17 protein-coding genes are annotated in these 20,052 nt (G+C 63.3%); 3 read left to right on the forward strand and 14 right to left on the reverse strand.

Features of this window, described 5'->3' with window-relative positions; translation table 11 throughout:
• Nucleotides 1–88 precede the first annotated feature (88 nt).
• The 13 genes from BMZ70_RS04220 to wrbA form a co-directional block, all read right to left on the reverse strand.
• Nucleotides 89–661, reverse strand: coding sequence for a DUF4337 domain-containing protein (locus BMZ70_RS04220; protein ID WP_092270328.1), 573 nt, complete (start codon nucleotides 659–661; stop codon nucleotides 89–91).
• Nucleotides 662–682: 21 nt separating this feature from the next.
• Nucleotides 683–1,165 (reverse strand): dihydrofolate reductase, encoded by a 483-nt coding sequence (locus tag BMZ70_RS04225; protein ID WP_092270331.1) that lies wholly within the window; start codon nucleotides 1,163–1,165, stop codon nucleotides 683–685.
• Between the two features lie 4 nt (nucleotides 1,166–1,169).
• Nucleotides 1,170–1,862 (reverse strand): alpha/beta fold hydrolase, encoded by a 693-nt coding sequence (locus BMZ70_RS04230; RefSeq protein ID WP_092270334.1) that lies wholly within the window; start codon nucleotides 1,860–1,862, stop codon nucleotides 1,170–1,172.
• A complete protein-coding gene (locus BMZ70_RS04235; RefSeq protein ID WP_092270337.1) occupies nucleotides 1,859–2,830 on the reverse strand; it encodes a thymidylate synthase in 972 nt (323 codons plus the stop codon). The genes BMZ70_RS04230 and BMZ70_RS04235 overlap by 4 nt, the downstream gene beginning before the upstream one ends.
• A gap of 61 nt (nucleotides 2,831–2,891) precedes the next feature.
• Entirely contained in the window at nucleotides 2,892–4,484 is a 1,593-nt protein-coding gene (locus BMZ70_RS04240; RefSeq protein WP_092270339.1) for a DEAD/DEAH box helicase, read from the reverse strand.
• Nucleotides 4,485–4,499: 15 nt separating this feature from the next.
• Nucleotides 4,500–5,585, reverse strand: coding sequence for a threonine aldolase family protein (locus BMZ70_RS04245; RefSeq protein ID WP_092270342.1), 1,086 nt, complete (start codon nucleotides 5,583–5,585; stop codon nucleotides 4,500–4,502).
• A 22-nt stretch (nucleotides 5,586–5,607) separates the two neighbouring features.
• Nucleotides 5,608–7,440 (reverse strand): ABC transporter transmembrane domain-containing protein, encoded by a 1,833-nt coding sequence (locus BMZ70_RS04250; protein WP_092270345.1) that lies wholly within the window; start codon nucleotides 7,438–7,440, stop codon nucleotides 5,608–5,610.
• Between the two features lie 73 nt (nucleotides 7,441–7,513).
• Entirely contained in the window at nucleotides 7,514–8,626 is a 1,113-nt protein-coding gene (locus BMZ70_RS04255; RefSeq protein WP_092270348.1) for a lipocalin-like domain-containing protein, read from the reverse strand.
• Entirely contained in the window at nucleotides 8,626–11,175 is a 2,550-nt protein-coding gene (locus BMZ70_RS04260; protein WP_092277547.1) for an FtsX-like permease family protein, read from the reverse strand. The genes BMZ70_RS04255 and BMZ70_RS04260 overlap by 1 nt, the downstream gene beginning before the upstream one ends.
• A gap of 65 nt (nucleotides 11,176–11,240) precedes the next feature.
• Complete coding sequence (locus BMZ70_RS04265; RefSeq protein ID WP_092270351.1) at nucleotides 11,241–11,645, reverse strand: DUF4124 domain-containing protein; 405 nt, start codon at nucleotides 11,643–11,645, stop codon at nucleotides 11,241–11,243.
• Between the two features lie 11 nt (nucleotides 11,646–11,656).
• Nucleotides 11,657–13,063 (reverse strand): FAD-binding oxidoreductase, encoded by a 1,407-nt coding sequence (locus BMZ70_RS04270; protein WP_092270354.1) that lies wholly within the window; start codon nucleotides 13,061–13,063, stop codon nucleotides 11,657–11,659.
• On the reverse strand, nucleotides 13,060–13,467 hold the full coding sequence (locus BMZ70_RS04275) for a DUF2069 domain-containing protein (RefSeq protein WP_092270357.1): 408 nt from the start codon (nucleotides 13,465–13,467) through the stop codon (nucleotides 13,060–13,062). The genes BMZ70_RS04270 and BMZ70_RS04275 overlap by 4 nt, the downstream gene beginning before the upstream one ends.
• Nucleotides 13,468–13,472: 5 nt before the next feature.
• The gene (wrbA, locus tag BMZ70_RS04280) at nucleotides 13,473–14,072 is read right to left on the reverse strand and encodes an NAD(P)H:quinone oxidoreductase (RefSeq protein WP_092270359.1); all 600 of its coding nucleotides are present in this window, start codon (nucleotides 14,070–14,072) and stop codon (nucleotides 13,473–13,475) included.
• Between the two features lie 64 nt (nucleotides 14,073–14,136).
• On the opposite strand from wrbA, the gene BMZ70_RS04285 reads away from it, so the two are divergent.
• Nucleotides 14,137–15,513 carry a YihY family inner membrane protein gene (locus BMZ70_RS04285; RefSeq protein ID WP_092270363.1) on the forward strand — a complete coding sequence of 459 codons (1,377 nt, stop codon included), beginning with the start codon at nucleotides 14,137–14,139 and terminating at the stop codon, nucleotides 15,511–15,513.
• On the opposite strand, the gene BMZ70_RS04290 is transcribed toward BMZ70_RS04285, so the two are convergent.
• Nucleotides 15,497–16,192: an alpha/beta fold hydrolase gene (locus BMZ70_RS04290; RefSeq protein ID WP_092270366.1), complete on the reverse strand. Its 696-nt coding sequence runs from the start codon at nucleotides 16,190–16,192 to the stop codon at nucleotides 15,497–15,499. The two genes, BMZ70_RS04285 and BMZ70_RS04290, sit on opposite strands and share 17 nt — an antisense overlap.
• A gap of 187 nt (nucleotides 16,193–16,379) precedes the next feature.
• Between BMZ70_RS04290 and BMZ70_RS04295 the strand changes: the two genes are divergently transcribed.
• Nucleotides 16,380–16,835 carry a CBS domain-containing protein gene (locus BMZ70_RS04295; RefSeq protein WP_092270369.1) on the forward strand — a complete coding sequence of 152 codons (456 nt, stop codon included), beginning with the start codon at nucleotides 16,380–16,382 and terminating at the stop codon, nucleotides 16,833–16,835.
• A 399-nt stretch (nucleotides 16,836–17,234) separates the two neighbouring features.
• Nucleotides 17,235–20,000, forward strand: coding sequence for a TonB-dependent receptor (locus tag BMZ70_RS04300; RefSeq protein WP_092270372.1), 2,766 nt, complete (start codon nucleotides 17,235–17,237; stop codon nucleotides 19,998–20,000).
• The last annotated feature ends 52 nt before the right edge of the window (nucleotides 20,001–20,052 follow it).

A 20,052-nucleotide genomic window follows, 5' to 3' on the forward strand; every position in this document is an offset into this window, starting at 1 on the left:
AAAAAATTATCGTACCAGAATGCACGACAGGCATGACGCCCTTGTTACAGGGGCACATGCCGTCCGATTAATGTTGTGCGAATGTTACTTAGTGGCCGCCAAACCAGGCCAGTGTGCCCAGCACGAGGCCGACGCCGGCCACGCCGTAGGCCAGGCCCATCATCCATTTCTTGCGGGTCAGCAGGGTGATGGCGGCCAGCGAGATGGCGATTTGCTCGGCGGTGGTGGCCAGCGCCCACTGGTGGTGCTTGTGCATGGCCTCGTCCGACTTGCGGTTCCACTCCTTGGCGGATTCCTCGAACTTCTCGGCATCCTTCTTGATTTCTTCCTTGTCGTGCTTGTAGCGGGCGGCGTCCGCCTCGTAGCGCTTCGGATCGACGCCTGGCAAGGTCATGACCACCTCGGCCAGATTCTGGCGGGCGTTCTTGGCCTGGTAGTAGTTCCATTTGTTGGCCGCCTCGGTCTTGTCGATGGCAGCGTTGTTCTTGAACAGGGCGGCGTCGTTTTGCGTCGCGCCGCCGAGGTAGCCGAACGCCGCGCCGACGGTGGCGAGGATGGCCGTCATCACGGCGATGTTGTTGGAGAAGCCGTCATTGCCGTGCGCGGCGTGTTCGACAGCGTGATCGTGCGGACCGTGCACGTGGAAGCCTTGACCAGACATGGGTATCCTTAAATCTAAAACTTATGCCTTGCGGCTGAAAGTAACAAAAGCGTAGTGCAGACCGGACGCCTCGGAGACGTGGGCTTCTCGGGCGGTTTCCTGCCACGCGGCGCCGATCTCGGGGAAGAACGCATCGCACTCGAAGGTATGGGCGATCTCAGTGATAATCAACTGGTCAGCCAGTTGCAGCGACAGCTTGTAGATCTCGGCGCCGCCGATGACGAAGCCCTCGGCGCCGTCCAGCAGCGCGATAGCGGCCTCGATCGAGCCGACCACCTCCACGCCGTCGTGCTTCCACTCGGCGTTGCGGGTGATGACGATGTTGCGGCGATTCGGCAGCGGGCGGCCGATCGAATCAAAGGTCTTGCGGCCCATGATGATCGGATGGCCGGTGGTCAGGCGCTTGAAGTGCGCCAGATCCTCCGGCAGCTTCCACGGCAGCGTATTGTTAATCCCGATGCCCCGCTGGGCATCGGTGGCGACGATGATGGTGAGTTTGCTCATGTTTTTAATTGTAGAAGGCCAGCAGGTGGTTCGCTAGCGCCTGAGGGGCTTCCAGCGGGATCATGTGGCCGGTGCCCTCGGTCAGCATGTGCAGCTGGGCGGCTGGGTTGTAGGTGGTGAATTCGCGTACGTCGTCGGCGGCGACCAGTTTGTCCTGCTCGGAGGCGACGATCATCACCGGGCAACGCAGTTCGCCGGTGCGGCTCATCAGGTCGGGGCGTTCGATGGTGGTGCGGAATTGGGTCAGCAGGACGTCTTTGCCCAGTTCCACCGCCATCGCTTGAATGACGTCGACGATGGCTGGATCGTCCATGTGTTCCGGTGCGAGGATCTCGCGCAGGCGCATTTGCGTCATGCCGGTGTAGATGTTCTTTTCCAGCAGCGGGATGATGCGCAGCCGCGTGGCTTTTTCTTTTTCCTGCAGGCCCTTGGCGGAGCTGGCGATGATGGTCAGCGAAGTCACGCGGTCCGGATTGGCCAGCGCGAATTCCACCGCCAGATAGGCGCCCAGCGAGAACGCCACCAGATTGGCTTTCGGCGCGGCGTGTGCGCCGATCAGTTCCTGCATCTGCTCGCGCGAGCGCGCCTTGTGCAGCGGGATGTGGTTGAATTCAAAACCGTCGCCCAGCAGCGGCAGCAGGCGGCCCCACATGCGCTCATCGCACAGGGTGCCTGGTACAAAATCCAGACGCATCATACCGCCATTGCTGCGGTTATCGGGGCGTGGTGCTGGTAGCCTTCGAGCGCGAAGTCGCTTGGTTCGATTTTTTCCAGCCACTCAGGCTCGTACTTGCCGGTCTGCGCGAACGACGGCACGCGGTCGGAGATGATCAACTGCGGCAGCGGGAACGGCTCGCGCTTGAGCTGTTCCTGCACCATCTCCATGTGGTTCTCGTAGATGTGCGCATCGCCGATGAAGTAGGTGAACCAGCGCGGCGTGTAGCCAGTCAGGCGTCCGACCAGATGCATCAGCGCGGCGCCTTCCGCCAGGTTGAATGGCGTGCCGAGGCCAAGGTCGTTCGAACGCACGTAGAGGCACATCGACAGTTCCTTGGTCACCGGGTTCGGAATGAACTGGTAGAGCAGGTGGCAGGCCGGCAGGGCGACGGCGTCCAGCACCGCCGGATTCCAGCCGTGGAACAGGATGCGGCGGCTGCCCGGATTGTTCATGATGGTGTCCAGGCACTCGCGCAGCTGGTCGATGGCTTTGTACAGCAGGATTTTTTTCACGCCGTTTTCTTCAATCGGCGCGACCACGGTGAAACCGTTCTTTTCGGCGTTGGCCAGTTGGGCGGCGTTGTCGGCGTCGATCACTTTGTAGCCGGGCCATTGGCGCCACTGCACGCCGTACACCGGCCCCAGGTCGTCGGTGCCGAGGCGGTAGGGATTGTCCAGCCATTGCTGGTTTTCGTTGGCGTTCTGGTCCCAGACTTTGCAGCCGAGAGCGCGGAAATCGGCGGCGCTGCGGGAGGCGCGCAGGAAGGCGCACAGCTCGCCGACGACGGATTTGAATGCCAGCTTTTTGGTCGTCACTGCAGGAAAACCTTTGGTCAGGTCGAAGCGCATCATCGCGCCCGGCACGCTCAGGGTGCGGATGCCGGTGCGGTTGTCCTGCCAGCTGCCGGTGTCGATGACGGTCTGGATCAATTCCTGGTATTGCTGCATTCAGTTCTCCAACGTGGGGTGTCGCTCAAAAGATGGCTATTTTAGCAGGGCGGGGCGTTCGTCAGCGAGAGCCCGGTTTGGATTTGCGGCCGCCTGGCTTTGCAGCGGCGCGACCATCAGAACGTGCCAGTGACTTGGCGCCGCGTCCACCAGCGACCACCACCGCACCCTTCGGCGCGCCGCCGCCAGCGCTACGTCCGCCACCGAAACCGCCGCCAGATCCGCCACGCGGGCCGCTGGCTTTGCGGCCGGATTTGTGGCCAAAGTTCGGTTCAATGTCGGTCGCACGGTCGCGGCCCGACGATTTCGATGGCTTTTCTGGCGGGATGTAAGTGCCCAGCGATTCATTGCCGCCGGCCGGCCGTGCTTCGACCTTGGCTGGCGTCTTGCCGCCGACTGGCGCAGCGGCAAGGCGCTTGGCGCTTGCTGCCGGTTTGCCGCCTGCTTTTTTGCCGGCGCCAGGCGCCGACAGCTTTTGCACTGCAACCGCGCTGCCTTTGGGCGCGGTCTCCGGCACGCGGTGATCGGCCTCGAAGCCCGCTTCCTCAAAGCGCTGAATCACCTGGCGCGTCAAGGTTTCAACCGCCTTCAGCATATCCACTTCATCCGCACACACCAGCGACACCGCTTCACCCGTCATGCCCGCCCGGCCAGTACGTCCGATGCGGTGAATGTAATCCTCCGCCACCGTCGGCAAATCGAAGTTCACCACCAGCGGCAGCGCTTCAATATCCAGGCCGCGCGCCGCCACGTCGGTGGCGATCAGCAGCTGCACTTCCTTGCGCTTGAAACGATCGAGCGCGCGCAAACGCGCTGGCTGCGTCTTGTCGCCGTGGATGGCGTCCGCAGTCAGGCCGTGCTCCTGCAACTCCTTGACCAAGGCCTCCGCACCTTTCCGCGTCTTGACGAACACCAGCGCCTGCGCCCATCCCAGCTTGTTCAGCAGATGCAGGAACAGCTCCGGCTTGCGGCGCTTGTCGGTCGTGACCAGCCATTGCTTGACCGATTTCACCGCCGTATTCGCCGCCTCAACCTGAATTTGCACCGGATCGCGCACCATGCCCTTGGCCAGTTTGCGCACCTCGTCCGAGAAGGTGGCCGAGAACATCAGGGTCTGGCGCTGCTTCGGCAAAGCCTCCAGCAGAATATCCAGATCGCGCTCAAAGCCCAGATCCAGCATGCGGTCCGCTTCATCGAGCACCAGCGTTTGCAGCAGTTCAAAGCTGATCGCGCCCTGATCGTGCAGGTCGATCAAGCGCCCCGGCGTCGCCACCAGCACATCCAGCCCCTTGCGCAGCTTGGCGATCTGCGGCACGATATCCACGCCGCCATACGCCACCGAGCTGCGCAGCGGCAGATTGCCGCCGTAGCTGCGGAAGCTTTCAAAAACCTGCTCGGCCAGTTCGCGGGTCGGCACCAGCACCAGCGCGCGCACGCAATGGGGAGCAGTGACGCCATCGAGCGTCAGGCGCTGCAGAATCGGCAGCGCGAAACCGGCCGTCTTGCCGGTGCCGGTCTGCGCGGCCGCCATCACGTCGCGGCCCGCCAGTACGGCAGGAATGGCTTGCTTCTGAACTGGCGTAGGCTGCTTGTAGCCCAGCGAAGAAAGCGTAAGCAGTAAAGGGTCGATCAGACCCAGTGTTTGAAAAGTCATGAGAAATCCAAAGAATTAGTTGGCCAGCGCGGCAGACCACAAGGTCAAAATTTCGCGTATGCGCTGGTCCGGCATATGCAGCAGGTTGTCGCCGATGTACAGTTCGACCGAGCAGCGCCCCGGCAGCGCGGCATGACTGGCGCCATTGAACAGCCACACGCTGTGCTGCTCGGCGAAGCGATTGCGGATCTCCAGCGCGCGTTCACGGCTCACCGGCAGATGCAGATGCAGCATATTGGCTTGCGGCTGCGCCGGATTCGGCGTCAGCAGCGGAAAATCGCGCAGTGCATCATACAGCCATTGCGTGCGTTTGAAATAATCGGGCATGGCCGCCAGCCGCGCATCGAACTGCATGGCCGCAGCCACCACGTAAGGCGTGCGATGATACACGTTGCCGCCCTGGCGGCGGAACCACTCCTGCGCCTTGGCGACAAAGGCCGCGCTACCGGCCAGCATCGCGCCGCCCATGCCGCCGATGCCCTTGTACAGCGAGACGTACACGCTGTCGAAGCCTGCCGCGATCTCGCTCGCTGGCCGGCCATACGCCGCAGCCGTTTCCCACAAGCGCGCGCCGTCCATGTGCAGGTGCGCCCCTTGCTCGCGCACATACTGCTTGATGGCCGACAGTTCGTCCCAGTCCGGGCATTGGCCGCCAATCTCGCGCGCCGGCAGTTCCAGCGATACCGCGCCGAGTTTGTCCGGGATGCCTCGCAGTTCGTCCAGCGTCCACGGCCGATGCGGATCGCCGATCTGCAGCGCATGGAAATGGTCGAATAGCTGATGGTTGCCACGCTCGTGCTTCAAAATGTGCGAGCTCGGATGCAGCGCCACCAGCTTGCTGCCGCGTTCCGCGCAGGCGATGCGCAGCGCGGTCGCCTGCGTCATGGTGCCGGTGATGCAGAACACCGCCGCCTCAAAGCCCAGCAGCCGTGCGATCTTCTGCTCGAATTCCTGTATCAGCGCGCCGCTGCCGTAGACATCATGCGCGACGTCGCGGGCCTGGCACCAGTCGCCCATCGCCGCGAACAATTCGGCGGGCGTGAGGACGCGATGGCCCGGCAAGTGCTGGCGGCAGCGTTGCTTCAATTCTGCGTCGGTCATGGCGTGCTCCTGAAAGATACGCTCAATGCTCCACGTGCACGTTGTGGAACTGCAGGGCCGCCAGGTTGGCGTAGATGCCGCCCAGCGCCACCAGCGATTTATGGGTGCCGGTTTCGACGATTTTACCGTCTTCCATCACGATGATGCGGTCCGCGCGCTGCACGGTCGCCAGACGGTGCGCGATGATGACGGTGGTGCGGCCGACCATCGCCGCTTCCAGCGCCTTCTGCACCAGTCGTTCCGATTCCGCATCCAGCGCGCTGGTGGCTTCGTCCAGCAGCAGCAACGGCGGGTTTTTCAGCAGAGCGCGCGCAATCGCGATACGTTGACGCTGGCCGCCAGACAGGCGCACGCCGCGCTCACCGAGGAAGGATTGGTAGCCCTGCGGCAGGCGTTCGATGAATTCGTGGGCAGCAGCCAGCCTGGCGGCGGCGATCACTTCTTCGTCGCTCGCATCGGCGCGGCCGTAGCGGATGTTTTCCATCGCGTTGGCCGAGAAGATCACCGTATCCTGCGGCACGATGCCGATGGCGCCGCGCAGCGTGTGCAGGTCCAGCTGCGTGATATCGACGCCATCCAGCTTGATGCTGCCGCTTTGCGGATCGTAGAAGCGCAGGAACAGCTGGAACAGGGTGGTCTTGCCGGCGCCGGAGGGGCCGACCACGGCCACCGTTTCACCGGGCTTGATATCCAGCGCGAGGTGGCTCAGCGCATGGGTTTCGGGACGCGAAGGGTAGGAAAACACCACGTCGCTCAGCGTCAGCGCCGCGCCGTTGGCCGCACGCGGCGGCAGTGGCAGCGGCACGGCTGGCGATTGGATCTTGGATTTCACCGACATCAGTTCCAGCAAGCGCTCGGTGGCGCCGGCGGCACGCTGCGCTTCGCCCATCACTTCCGACAGAGCACCGATGGCGCCCGCCGTAATGGAGGCGTACAGGATGAACTGACCGAGGTCGCCACCGGTCATTTCGCCCGACAGCACGGCGTGCGCGCCGAGCCACAGCACGAACACGATGGCGCCGAACACCAGCACAATCGCCAGCATGGTCAGGATGGCGCGGGCGCGGATACGGTTCATCGCGGTCTGGAACGCGCCTTCGACCGAGCCGCCGAAACGCTGCGATTCGATTTTTTCGTGGGTGAAGGCCTGCACGGTCGGCATGGCGTTGAGGATTTCGCCGGCCATTGCGGAGGCGTCGGCCACGCGGTCCTGCGAATCGCGCGACAGCTTGCGCACGCGGCGGCCGAACATCACGATCGGCAGCACGGTCAAAATCAGCAGGCCGATGATGATGGCCGACAGTTTAGGACTGGTCACGAACAGCATCACCAGGCCGCCGATAAACAGCAGCATATTCCGCAGCGCCATCGAGATGCTGGTGCCGACCACGGACTGAATCAGCGTGGTGTCGGTGGTGATGCGCGACAGGACTTCGCCGGTCTGCGTGGTTTCAAAGAATTCCGGGCTTTGCGTGACCACGTGCCGGTACACGGCGGCACGGATGTCGGCCGTTACGCGCTCGCCCAGCCAGGACACGCTGTAAAAACGCGCCGCCGTCGCCAGCGCCAGGATGGTGGCGAGGCCGAACAGCGCCAGGAACACCAGATCCACATGCTGGATGCTGCGCGCACCGCCGCCGAAGCCAAGGTCGATCATCTGTTTGAACGCGGCCGGTATCGCCAGCGTGGCGCCGGCAGCCACCAGCAGCGCGATGCCGGCAACGGCGAAGCGCTTTTTGTAGGGAGCGAGGAAGGGCAGCAGGCCGCGCAGGGTGGCGAGGCTGCCTTTCTTGAGTTCCCGGCTGGTGGACGGTGCGGCTGCGGACATCGTGCTGGCGGTGGTGCTGTTGGTCATCGTGTGGCTGCGGTTGCGTTGTTATGCTGATGTTGACGATTGGTGCTGCTTTATATTGTTCTTACTATTGTTCTTACAACTTCATCGGACTCACATAGCCGGTCAATTCCAGATAGGCGCGGCCGGCCGGCTTGCCGTCCCGGTTCACGGTCACCGCACCTTCCCAGTACACCGCACCGGTCGAGCGGCGCGAATCCAGCTCCTGATCGTCCTGCAAAGGCACGAGGTCCCACACGGCGCTGCCGGTGGTGAGCTGGGTCGCAACGGGATACTCGGCATTGGTGCGCGGCGATCGCCAGCGCCTTTGCGGGGTAAATGTGACCTGTTCCGGGGCAAACTGCGTGATCTTACCGGAAGCATCGCGCCATGTCGCGTGCGCCCATAGTTTAGCACCTGTCTTGCTGCGGATCTGGAAAGCCATCAGCGCACCGCCGTCATTGAGGTTGGCGCCGACCCAATCCCAGCCGTTGGCGTTCGGATCGACGTACTCGCTGAACCATTCGTGGTCTAGCCATGCGGCGCCGGTGACGGCAGTGGGTTTGCCGTTGCGTGTGACATTTCCGCTAACTTTCAGGTGCGGCTCGCTGTAGTAGTAGCTGGCCTGGCCGGGGCGCGGGCCTTTGCGCGAGTAGCCACGGTCGTCCTCGGGCAGCACTGGCTGCGAAGACGCCAGTGTGATATCAAATTTGAACTGTGCGCTGTCGACATGGACGGTGTAGCTGCCATCGGCGGCGCGCAACATGTGCCAGTCTTCCAGCTTGACGTTGGTGTCGCCGGTTTTGGCGTAGGACAGGCCGAAGCCTTCGCGCGCGCTGCGCTGGTCGTGCAGCAGCTTGCCGTTGGCCGGATCGGACAGCGCGGCGTGGCCGATGATCAGCTGCTTGGGCGCGAACTGGCTGGGATTGGCGCGGTCATGGCCACTGGCGCTGCGGAAGAAGGTGACCTGGAAACCGAGCGGCTTGCCATCCGGCGTGTTGACCCAGCCGGTGACGTACCACCATTCGGTTTTGTAGTCAGGATGGGCGCCGTAGTCCTTGGGGAAGGTCAGCGCGGCGCCGGGCGGCAGTGGCGTGACGGCGGTGAATTGCGGCCCGGCCGCGCGGACCTGCAACGTGACGGTGGCTGCGAGCGCGATGGCGATGGCGGTGGCCGCGTGCGCGGCGCGGGATAGCAGGCGACGCAGCATTACCAGTCCTCCCTGACGGCGCGTATCGGTCCGCCGGACAGCGACTGGCGGCCGGCCAGCAGCGCGGTGAGCGCGGCGGCGGCCAGCAGCAGGCCGGCCACGCCGCCCAGCAGCGGCCAAGGCAGGTGCAGTTGCATGGTCCAGTGGAACGATTGCGGATTGACGACAAAAACCAGAATCAGGCTAATCACCCATCCCAGCACAAAACCTGTGACGATGCCGAGCGCGGTCAGCGAGCCGCCTTCAATCGCCAGTATCGCCAGCACTTGCTTGCGGGTGACGCCGACGTGGCGCAGCATGCCGAACTCCTTTGCCCGCGCCAGCGTTTGCGCCGAGAAGGTCGCGGCCACGCCGAGCAGGCCGATGACGATGGCGATCGCTTCCAGCAAATAGGTGATGGCGAAGCTGCGGTCGAAAATCTTCATGCTCATGGCGCGGATCTCGGACGGCTCGCTGGCTTCCAGCAGCGCGGCAAACGGCAGCCGCTTGAGCGCGGCCAGCGTGTCCTCCGCCTTGGCGCCCGGCTTGAGCGACAGCGCCACGCCGCTCGCGTCCCGGTCGGCGGTGATGGCACGGTAGTCGCTCAATCGCATCTGGATAGTGCCGGTCGGCCGCGCATAGTCGCGCCAGACGCCGGCCACCTGGAATGCGTGCTGCGCGCCGTTGAGCGGCAGCTCGATGCGCTGGCCAACCTGCATGCCGTACAAATCCACCATCGCTTCCGATACCCACACTGGCCGCGTGCCCGGCGCAGGCGCGCGCGTTTCGCCGACGATGGCCAGCGTGCGGTCAGGATGGGCCGCATCGACATTGCGCGCCATGAGCACGACCGGCGGCCGGTCTGGCGCCAGCGACAAGCTGCGCGTGCGCAGGAAGTCTGCATTGTCGACGCCGGGCAGTGCGGCCAGCGCGGTCTGTTCCTGTGGTCGCAGGCCCGCCGTCGCGCCGCCGCTGGCGGTGCCGACGTAGATATCGGCCGGCAGGATGTGCAGCAGCCAGTCATCCAGCGACACGCGGAAACTCGCGACCATGATGGCCATCGCCACCATCAGGCTAAAGCTGGACAGCACGCCGCCGAGCGCAATGCCGGCCTGGCTGGAGGCGTTGGCGAGCCGCGCCAAGGTCAGCGTCACCACTGCGGAGGCTTGCGGATGCGTCGCCGTGGCCGCGCTCCAGCGCCGGTGAGCAAAGCGGAACACGACGGCCGCAAGGCGCGGCATCAGGCCGATGGCGCCGATCAGTAGCAGCGCAATCGACAGGTAGCCGAACAGCGGCAGCTCGAAGACCGGCGGCGCTTGCGATAGCAGCGCGGCCAATGCCATCAGCAACAGCGATGGCCAGGCGCGCGCGAGACGGGACATAGCGGCTTCCTCGCTACCGGATTTGAGCGCGACGGCGGGCTTGGCGCGGGCCGCGTCCAGCGCCGGCGCGGCGCAGCCCAGCAAGGCGACGGCGACGCCGAGCGCGAAGTAGACGGCGGCGGCCACCGGTGTGAAGTGCACCGCCGGGCGCACGCCGGAGAAGAAGCCGGCGCCAAGGTCTGCGCCCATGAAATGCAGCGCGGTCGCGGCCATGCCGTAGCCGGCTGCGATGCCGATGGCCGATCCGGCCACGCCCAGGCACAGGCCTTCGAGCAAAATCTGGCGCAGCAGGCGATGGCGGTCCATGCCCAGCACGCGCAGCAGCGCGAACTGGCTGCGGCGACGGATCACGGACAGCGCCTGCGTGGAGAACACGAGGAAGGCGCCGGTGAACAGCGCCACCAATGCCAGCACGGTCAGGTTGACCCGGTAAGCACGGCTCATGCCTTCGTTGCGGTTGTTCTGTTCTTCGTCGTTGGGCTGATTGACGCGGAAGCGGCCGGGGTACTGGCGTTGCAGGTCCTGCTGCAGCTGGGCCTTGAAGGTTTCGCGGTTGACGCCATCGCGCAGTTTGAGATCGATACGTGAAAGCTGGCCGAGTTTTTCGAAGCGCCATTGGGCGGCTCCGATATCCATCACGGCGATGCGCTGGCCTGCGCGCGCGCCAGGCATTGGGCCGGCCACGCGCAGGGTGAGTTGATTGGTGCCGACTTGTAGCGCAATCGCGCCGTTCTTCGACTGCAGCCATTGCTGGGCGGCGGGGGAGAGGAACAGGGCGTCGTCGGCGAGTGTGTCTTCAAGGCGGCCGTCAGCGGGCGTGCCTAGCAGGTCGGGCGAGACGTAGCTGGCGCGGAAAGCGTCTACACCGATGATCTTGAGGGCGGTGCGCTGGCCGGGCACGGAGGCGTCGAATTCCAATACCGGCGAGGCGACCACCACGCCATCGCGCTGCGCCAGTGTCGGGTAGATTGCTTCATCGAAGAACGCCTCGCTGCCGCGCACCTGGATGTCGGCGACGCCGGACAGGCTTTTCACAGCGGCCGAGAACTCGTTGAAGGCGGCCGCGTTAATCAGATGGATGGCGAAGCCGAGCGAGATGCCGACCGCGATAGCGGCAATCGCCACCAGCGCCCGCACCGGATGTGTGCGCCACTCTCCCAGCAGGAGCCAGCGCGACAAGCGGCGCATCGACACGGAAGGCGCGCTCGCGATGGCCGGCGCGGGCGGCGTGGCTGGCGGCGCATGGACGTGCATCAGCGCGGGCACTCCAGCGCCATTGCTTCGCCGGCGCGATGGGCGCGCAGGCGGGCGGTTTCGGTGGCGGAGCCGGTGGCGCGGCGGGCGTCTTCGTCGGCCCAGCGTTTCTTCAGCTTGAGCTGATCGCACTTTTTGCGCTGCACGGCGGCGTCTTTTGCTTCGCGAGCGGCTTCGCGCTCCTCACGCTCTTCGCGCTTGAGCCGCGACTTCTGCAGCGTGTCGGCTTGCTTTTGCTGGTTGCGCAGTGCGGCGCCTGCGGCAGGATCGGCCGGCGGCGCGGCTGGCGTTTCCAGCACCACGCTGGCGCCGGCAGCGCAAGGCGAATCGCTGTAAGTGACCTTGCCGTCCACCGTACATTTGTAGACAGCGCCCGCCAGCGCCGCAACGATCAGGATATTCATCTCAGCCTCGCTCAAAGGATTTTACCGGGATTCATAATACCCAGCGGATCCAAGGCCGCTTTGATGGCTCGCATCATATTGAGTTCTACCGGCGATTTATAGCGCGCCAATTCATTGCGCTTCAACGCACCGATGCCATGTTCTGCCGAAATCGAACCGCCGAACGCCGCCACGCTATCGTGCACCACGCGGTTGACCTGATCCTGATTCCGCAGGAAGTCCTCGTTCGACACGCCCGCCGGCGGCGCAACGTTGAAATGCAGGTTGCCATCGCCCAGATGGCCGAAGCACACCAGCTGGCAGCCGGGGAAGGCCGCATCCAGCAACGGCTCGGTAGCCGCAATAAAGTCCGCAATGCGCGACACCGGCAGCGAAATATCGTGCTTGATGTTCTTGCCCGCCTTGGCCTGCGCCAGCGGAATATGCTCGCGCAGCTGCCACAAGCCAGCCGATTGCGCGACCGACGTCGCCACCACCGCATCATCGATCGCAGCGCGTTCCAGCGCTGCCCCGATGGCGCGTTCCAGCAGCCCGACCGCATGCTGCTCCGACTCGCTGCTCGACAATTCCAGCAGCACGTACTGCGCATGCGGCCCGGCGAAAGGACGCGGCAACTGTGGGAACTGCTGCGCCACCAGTTCAAGGCAGTAGCGCGACATCAGCTCAAAGCCGGTCAGGCTGGACCCGCAATGATCTTGCATCAGCACCAGCAGCTGCTGCGCATGCGCAGGCGAGGGCAGCGCCGCCAGCGCCGTGATGCAGGCCTTGGGCTGCGGATAGAGCTTGAGCACCGCGCCGGTGATGATGCCCAGCGTGCCTTCCGCGCCGATGAACAGGTCGCGCAAATCGTAGCCGGTATTGTCCTTGCGCAGGCCGCGCAAGCCGCTCCAGATCTCGCCCTGCGGCGTGACGATTTCCAGCCCGAGGCACAACTCGCGCGTGTTCCCGTAGCGCAGAACCGCAGTGCCGCCCGCATTGGTGGCGAGATTGCCGCCGATAGTGCAGCTGCCTTCCGCTGCCAGCGACAGCGGGAACAAGCAGCCCTCGGCGGCCGCCGCTTCCTGGATATGTTGAAGTATGCAGCCCGCATCCACCGTCATGGTGCGGTTGACCGGGTCGACCTGGCGAATGCGGTTCAGCCGCGCCAGCGACAGCACCACCTGCGCGCCGCTGGCATCGGGCACGCTGCCCAGCACCAGTCCCGTATTGCCGCCTTGCGGCACCAGCCCTACGCGATGTTCGGCGCAAGCGCGCACCAGCGCCGCCACTTCCTCCACGGAACCGGGACGCAGCACCGCCAGCGCCTTGCCGGTAAAGCGTCCGCGCTGGTCGGTGAGGAAGGGCGCCATGCCGTCCGGCGTATCGAGCACATACTGCTCACCGATGGCGGCGCGGCATTGCGTGAGGAAGTCCATCATTTAACCGTGTTGACCTTCACCTTTTCGAGCAGCTCCCTGGCCATCTTCCTGGCGGCGCGCTTGTAAGGACGGAGGTACAGCACCGCGCACACAAAGTACACGCAGACCACCGCCGCTTCGCCCCAGCCCAGCCAGGCCGACAGGCTGCCGGTGTCGCTCCATCCGCGCACCACGCCTTCGGTGAAGTAGAGCAGGATCATCATCGACGTCCACTGTAGCGTGTAGATATCGCGCTTGTAGACGCCGTACAGCGGCAGCAGCAGTGGCGCAGCCTTCAGCACCAGCCACGAACCGCCCGGTTTCAGCGGCGCCAGCACCATCTCCCACAACACACACCAGAGAATCAGTGTCACCAGGCTGCCCATCGCGCCCCAGTGAAAATATTTTTGCATTGTGGTTTCCATGACGCTTATCCGTGTAATTTGACTGCGGTTTCGGCCAGCCGCTTGCCCAGTGCGATGGCGAGGCGTTTCTCGTCTTCGGTGATGACCTTCTTGCCATCGAGGCCGGACCAGTGGCTGGCGCCATAGGGCGTGCCGCCGCTGGCTGTGGTCATCAGTTCAGGATTAGTGTACGGCAGGCCGAGCACCATCAGGCCGTGATGGAACAGCGGGATCATCATCGACAGCAGCGTGGATTCCTGGCCGCCGTGCAGGCTGCCGGTGGAGGTGAACACGCAAGCAGGCTTGCCCGCCAGCGCGCCGGACAGCCATTGGCTGGCGGTGCCGTCCCAAAAATACTTCATGGCCGAGGCCATATTGCCGAAGCGGGTAGGCGAGCCGACTGCGATGCCGGCGCACTCGGTCAAGTCTTCCAGCTCCACATAAGGCGCGCCGTCGGCCGGCACTTCCGGCTCGGTGGCCTCGGTGACGGTGGAGACGGCCGGCACGGTGCGCAGGCGCGCGTCGCAGCCCGGCACGCTCTCAATGCCCTGGGCGATCAACTCGGCCAGCTTGCGCGTGGCGCCGTGACGGGAATAAAACAAAACGAGAATAGTCAGAGAGTTCATCGGCGTTATTATAGGGCGCTTTAGCAGGTGGCATCATTGCCACTGTTGTAATACGATACGCCCCATGTACGAAAAATATCTCCAATGGTTTGCCCAGTATGTTGTCCGTAGCTGCAAAAGCGGCTGGGAGACAGCGCGTTCCCTGTCCTGGCCCGAAGTGCGGGACCTGTTCCTGTTTGCTCATCGGCGCCTGCGCGAAGAGAGCCTGCCGCAGATCGCCGGCAGTCTGACCTTCACTACCGTGTTCGCGCTGGTGCCGCTGCTGACCATCGCACTGGCGATATTCACCACCTTCCCGATGTTCACCACGCTGCGCCAGACGCTGGAAGCGTACTTCGCGCAGAGTGTGATGCCGAAATCGATTTCGGGCCCCATCCTTAACTACCTGACCATGTTCGCGGCCAAGGCCACGCGCTTGTCGGCGGTGGGGGCGGTGATGCTGATCGTGACTTCGATCGCGATGATGAACCTGATCGAACGCGTCTTCAACCGCATCTGGCGCGTGCGCGGCCAGCGCAGCTGGAGCAAGCGTATCCTTGTCTACTGGGCCTTGATTACGCTCGGCCCTTTGCTGATCGGCGTGTCGCTGACGCTGTCCTCGCAAGTGTTCATGGCCACCAGCGATCTGGTCGGCCACGTGCCGGTGCTGGGGGCGCTGATCTACACCGTGCTGTCGCTGGCGCTGACCACGGCCACCTTCACGCTGCTGTACGTGGCGGTGCCGAATCGCGATGTGGACTGGCGCGATGCGGCCTGGGGCGGATTGGTGGCCGGTCTCGCGTTCGAGCTGGCCAAGCGCGGCTTCGCGATTTTCATTACCCAGTTCCCGACCTATTCCAAGATCTACGGCGCGCTGGCGGCGGTACCGCTGTTCCTGCTGTGGGTGTACTTATCGTGGCTGATCACCTTGTTCGGCGCCTTGCTGGTGGCCGCGCTGCCGGTGGTGAAGTACGAACGCTGGTGGCACGAGGCGCAGCCGGGCGGCGAGTTTGTCGACGCGATGGCGATCCTCAAAGTGCTGCACGTGGCCTGCAAGTGCGGCGACACCGCCTTGGTCAGCGCCGGCCAGATCCGCGCCCGCACCCGCCTCGGCTTCGATGAAATGGACAATCTGCTGGAACGCATGATGGCGGAAGGCTGGGTGGGGCGTGTGGCGGTGGCCACGCCGCCGCGCGTCCAGTGGGGCAAGCGCGTGAGCGAGGGCTCCGACCACTGGGTCATCCTCGCCAACGTCGACAAGCTGACGCTGGCCGACGTCTACCGCTTGTTCGTCTTCGCCGGCATGCCGCTCAATGCCGGCGTGGTGGCGGACAGCGATGACGAACGCGACCTGCAAGCCGCGCACGACGCCGCGTCCCTCGCCCGTGAAGTGGAAAGCGCCGTCGAAGCAGGCCTCGGCAAGACCCTCGCCGACCACTTCGGTCCTATCGACTGCCGATAAGTGCCAGCAGGGCCTCGTTGACGGCGTCGGCTTGCTCGGTCATCAAAGCGTGGCCGCTTGCTAGTGTGATGGTTTGGGCTTGCGGGATGGCAGCGGCGAGGGCGGATGCGGATTTGGGGGGCGTCATGACGTCGTTCGTGCCGAAGATGAACAGGGTGGGGCAGCGCAATAAAGCCGCTGCGGTTTGGCCGCCCGCGTAGTTGTTGCAGGCGGCTAGGTCGGTGTGCAGCAGTTGTTTGCCCGCGAGCCGCAGCATCAGCTGGCGCAGTGGTTCGGTGTCCGCATAGCCTGGGCTGTGCGACCACTTGGTGACCATGTTGATGGCTTTCGCTTCGTCGTCGCGCGCGGTGTCCAGCAGCGCATCGGCCACTTTCATCGGGTAGGTTGAGCCCAGCAGGGCGAGGTGCGTGACGCGTTGCGGCGCGCGGGATGCTGCTTCGAGCGCGATCAGGGAGCCCATGCTGTGGCCCACCAGCGCTGCCTGCGTGACGCCCGCCGCATCGAGCGCCGCCAGCAGCCATTCGGCCATCTCCGGTACGCTAGCCAGCGCCGGTGCGGTGTTGCCGTGGCCCGGCAGGTCCACCGCCAGCACCGGATAGCCGCGCTCCTTGAAATAGCTGCTTTGCGCCGCCCACACACGATGGTCGTTGAGGGCGCCGTGGATGAACACCAGCTGCATTGTCGTCTCCTGTTTTTGCGGCCATCCTACCGTGAAAACCAGCGTGGCAACAGTGCCACAACAATGTTATGTTTTGCTTATCCATATCACTGGCTTTTTTGCCGGGCATAGGCTACATTCGCAACAAAGGCTACAACAATTAGAACTCCCATTCACAGAGCGTATATCAGCGGAAGGACGGCCCAAAATGAAAGTATCGGAAATTCTCCAAGTTAAAGGCTCGATCCTTTACACCATCTCTCCAGATCAACCCCTGGCCGATGCCGCCAACACGATGGCCGAGAAGGACATCGGTTCGCTGGTCGTCATGGAGTTCGGCGATCTGGTCGGCATGCTGACCTTCCGCGAAGTGCTGCGCGCGTTGCACGAGAACCAGGGCAATGTCGGCGCCGGCACGGTGCGCAAGCACATGGAAGACCACCCGATTACCGTCACGCCCGATACCGACGTCAACGAAGTGCGCCGCATCATGCTGGAAAAGCACGCGCGCTACCTGCCGGTGATGAACGCCAAGACCATTCTCGGCGTGATTTCCTTCTACGACGTGGCGCGTGCAGTGCTGGAAGCGCAAAGCTTCGAAAACCGCATGCTGAAAGCCTATATCCGCGACTGGCCGGCCGAAGCCGAGCAAGCTGCCGATTAACCGAGTTCCTTCGGCAAAATCAGGGCGCTACCGGGTCTCCGGCAGCGCCTTTTTTTTTGTTGGCTTGGGTGATGTTTTATTGCAACATGAATAATTATTGATTTTTATTTATTTTGCCGTTGTAAAATTGCGACGTTTTATTTTATGAAAATATTCCACGTAAAGGAATTAAATTTCGTGGAAATTAAAATTAACCGAACACATGATCGTTGTTGAATATTTCATTCACAAATGTATCAAACTGTGTCGCGTTCCCGCGATAATAAGTTTATCGAAGAGCAAACGCTGCCCCTTCGACCACTGAACTACCAGGTTGTTGTGCTTTGCCCCAGCCGATGTTGCCAGTTGTCTGGGATGGACCGTCTTGCTCTCGATTTTTATGTCATCTCGGGAGTATTAATGGTATTGCAAGAAAAAATTGGCGTGCGCTCGGTGCGTGTTGCCCTGAGCCTGTTGGCCGGTTCGGCCGTGTTTGCTGGTCACGCTTATGCGGACGAGCAGATCCAGAAAGTTGAGATCACCGGTTCGGCGATCAAACGTATCAACGTCGAAGGCGCACTGCCAGTGCAGCGCCTGACGCAAGAGCAGATCGCCAAGACCGGCGCCGCCACCGTGGCCGACCTGATCCAGGCGCTGCCTTCGATGCAAGGTTTCACCATTGCCGCTGTTGCAGCCGGCTCCAACTCGGGCGGCCGTGTGTCCGCTTCGATCCACAACATCGGCGAAAGCTACACCCTGGTGCTGCTGAACGGCCGCCGCATCGCGCCGCAAGGCTCGGGCTCCGCGATCAACCTGAACGCCATTCCGATGAGCGCGGTTGAGCGCGTCGAAATCCTGACCGACGGCGCTTCGGCCCTGTACGGCTCGGACGCGATTGCCGGCGTGATCAACTTCATCCTGAAGAAAAACCTGCAAGGCGGCTCGATCGAAGCCACCCTGTCCCAGCCTGGCAAGAGCCACGCCGGCGACAGCAGCAACTTCAGCGCCACCTACGGCTTCGGCGACCTGGAAGAGAACCGCTACAACGTCATGCTGTCGATGCGTCACGACGAGCAAAGCCAGGTCAAAGCGACCGACCGTTCGTTCGCCAACACCTCGTTCCGTCCATTCAGCTGGAACGGCAACAACTACATCTGGGACCGTTCGAGCAACTCCTCGGTCCCGGGCAACGTGACCGCCACCTACAAGGACGGCAAGTCCCCGACCTCGACCTCGTCGGTCGCCTTCAACCCGTACTTCAACGTCAACGGCAACTGCGGTCCGATGCAGCGTCCGCAGTACGCTAATAACGCGACCGCGCAGAACTGCGGCTTCGATTCGACCGCCACCATCGAGATCGTGCCGGAAAGCCGTCGTGACAGCCTGTTCGGCAAAGCCACCTGGCGCGCCACCGACAGCATCGACGTGTTCGCTGAAGCGGCGTACTCGCGCTATGACCTGACCGCGCGTATCGCACCGAACACCGCCTCGATCTCGGTGGCCAAGGGTTCGAACCTGTACAACAACTACGTCCGTCCCTACCTGAGCGACTTCCAGGACGCCAACCTGACTGCGGCCGTCATCAACTACCGTACCTACGACTGGGGCACCCGCAACAGCCAGACCATCACCGAGTCGAAAAACTTCGTGGTCGGCGCGGAAGGCGAGATCGGGTCGTGGAATTTCGGCACCGGCCTGACCTGGTCGCAGAACTCGATCGACGAGCGCTATAAAGGCGGCTACATCAAGAACGCCGATTTCCGCAGCATGCTGGCCAATAACCAGTTCAACCCGTTCCTGCCAGCTGGCCAGCAAAGCGATGCCACCAAGACGCTGATCGCCAACTCGGTCTTCAACGGTTCGATCCGCGAAGCGTCGACCACCCTGAAGGGGATCGATGCGCACGCCTCGCGTGAAGTGTTCCAGCTGCCGGCCGGCGCAGTCCAGGTTGCAGTGGGCGGCGACTACCGCAACTACCACTACAAGCAGACCCCGAACGCCACCTCGTCGGACATTTACGGTTTCAGCACCTCGGCTGCCTACGACATGGAGCGGAACAACTACGGCGTGTTCGGCGAGCTGAACGTGCCAGTGGTGAAGTCGCTGGACGTCACCGCCGCTGCGCGTTACGACGCCATCGAAGCGGTGAAGAACAACCTGGCGAACCGCGACATGGGCCAGAAGGAAACGGCCAACACGTACAAAGTGTCGGCCCGTTGGCAGCCTACCCAGTCGTTCCTGCTGCGCGGTTCCTACGGCACCGGCTTCAAGGCGCCTTCGATGCTCGATATCGGCCAGCCGCTGGTGGCTGCCGGCTTCACCTCGGCATCGTACCCTTGCCCGGTCAATCTGGCTGCGGAAAACCAGGCCTACTGCCGCGCCGGCAGCAGCCAGTACTACGTGGTTTCGGGCGGCAACGAAAACCTGAAGCCAGAGAAGTCGAAGCAGTACACCGTCGGCTTCCGCTTCGAGCCGAGCACCACCTGGTACGTCCAGGCTGACCTGTGGGATGTGAAGATCCGCGACGCCGTGTCGTCGGTGTCGGAAGCGCAGATCTTCAATGATCCAGTGCAGTTCCGCCAGCTGTTCACCACCTTCGTGAACCCAGGCAGCGGCCAGACCGAGTGGGCCAAGAAGACCCTGTCGATCAACATCGGCCAGACCCACAATCAGGGTATTGACTGGGAAACCGGCTACCGCCACAAGTTTGGCTTCGGCACCTGGACCAACACCCTGAACGGCACCTATCTGATGAAATCGGATTACACCGAACCGGGCAGTGCGGACAAATGGACCAACAGCATGAACACCTTCGGGATCGACGATAACGTCGCCTTCCGCAACGTGGTTCGCCTGTCGAGCGCCCTGGAAACCGGCGCGTTCTCGAACTCGCTGATCGTCAACTACCGTAACGGCTACACCGATGCGAAAGCGACCGCTTACAACCTGGCGACCCTGAAGAGCGAAACCCTGCGTATCCACGTGCCGTCGTACATGACCTTCGACTGGCAAGGCAAGTGGCAAGTCAGCAAAGTGCTGGCGCTGCGCGCTGGCGTGAAGAACCTGGCTGACCGCAATCCACCGCTGTCGCTGCGTTCGTCGTCGGGCCACCAGGTTGGCTACGATCCACGCTACGCCGATCCAATGGGCCGCACCTTCTACATGACCGGCAACTACAGCTTCTAATCAGCTGACTGTCGCCTGACATGCACAGCCCCCGCGCTGCCGTTGGCAGCCG

Source organism: Duganella sp. CF402, assembly GCF_900109645.1.
Classification (GTDB): Bacteria; Pseudomonadota; Gammaproteobacteria; order Burkholderiales; family Burkholderiaceae_D; genus Rugamonas.

Bases quoted from the DNA above. Each gene is read 5' to 3' on its own strand.
- BMZ70_RS04285 (WP_092270363.1), top strand. From the start codon at position 14,137: ATGTACGAAAAATATCTCCAATGGTTTGCCCAGTATGTTGTCCGTAGC.
- BMZ70_RS04230 (WP_092270334.1), bottom strand. From the start codon at position 1,862: ATGATGCGTCTGGATTTTGTACCAGGCACCCTGTGCGATGAGCGCATG.
- BMZ70_RS04300 (WP_092270372.1), top strand. From the start codon at position 17,235: ATGGTATTGCAAGAAAAAATTGGCGTGCGCTCGGTGCGTGTTGCCCTG.
- BMZ70_RS04245 (WP_092270342.1), bottom strand. From the start codon at position 5,585: ATGACCGACGCAGAATTGAAGCAACGCTGCCGCCAGCACTTGCCGGGC.
- BMZ70_RS04255 (WP_092270348.1), bottom strand. From the start codon at position 8,626: ATGCTGCGTCGCCTGCTATCCCGCGCCGCGCACGCGGCCACCGCCATC.
- BMZ70_RS04250 (WP_092270345.1), bottom strand. From the start codon at position 7,440: ATGACCAACAGCACCACCGCCAGCACGATGTCCGCAGCCGCACCGTCC.
- BMZ70_RS04295 (WP_092270369.1), top strand. From the start codon at position 16,380: ATGAAAGTATCGGAAATTCTCCAAGTTAAAGGCTCGATCCTTTACACC.
- BMZ70_RS04220 (WP_092270328.1), bottom strand. From the start codon at position 661: ATGTCTGGTCAAGGCTTCCACGTGCACGGTCCGCACGATCACGCTGTC.
- BMZ70_RS04235 (WP_092270337.1), bottom strand. From the start codon at position 2,830: ATGCAGCAATACCAGGAATTGATCCAGACCGTCATCGACACCGGCAGC.
- BMZ70_RS04290 (WP_092270366.1), bottom strand. From the start codon at position 16,192: ATGCAGCTGGTGTTCATCCACGGCGCCCTCAACGACCATCGTGTGTGG.
- BMZ70_RS04240 (WP_092270339.1), bottom strand. From the start codon at position 4,484: ATGACTTTTCAAACACTGGGTCTGATCGACCCTTTACTGCTTACGCTT.
- wrbA (WP_092270359.1), bottom strand. From the start codon at position 14,072: ATGAACTCTCTGACTATTCTCGTTTTGTTTTATTCCCGTCACGGCGCC.
- BMZ70_RS04260 (WP_092277547.1), bottom strand. From the start codon at position 11,175: ATGCGCCGCTTGTCGCGCTGGCTCCTGCTGGGAGAGTGGCGCACACAT.
- BMZ70_RS04225 (WP_092270331.1), bottom strand. From the start codon at position 1,165: ATGAGCAAACTCACCATCATCGTCGCCACCGATGCCCAGCGGGGCATC.
- BMZ70_RS04270 (WP_092270354.1), bottom strand. From the start codon at position 13,063: ATGATGGACTTCCTCACGCAATGCCGCGCCGCCATCGGTGAGCAGTAT.
- BMZ70_RS04275 (WP_092270357.1), bottom strand. From the start codon at position 13,467: ATGGAAACCACAATGCAAAAATATTTTCACTGGGGCGCGATGGGCAGC.
- BMZ70_RS04265 (WP_092270351.1), bottom strand. From the start codon at position 11,645: ATGAATATCCTGATCGTTGCGGCGCTGGCGGGCGCTGTCTACAAATGT.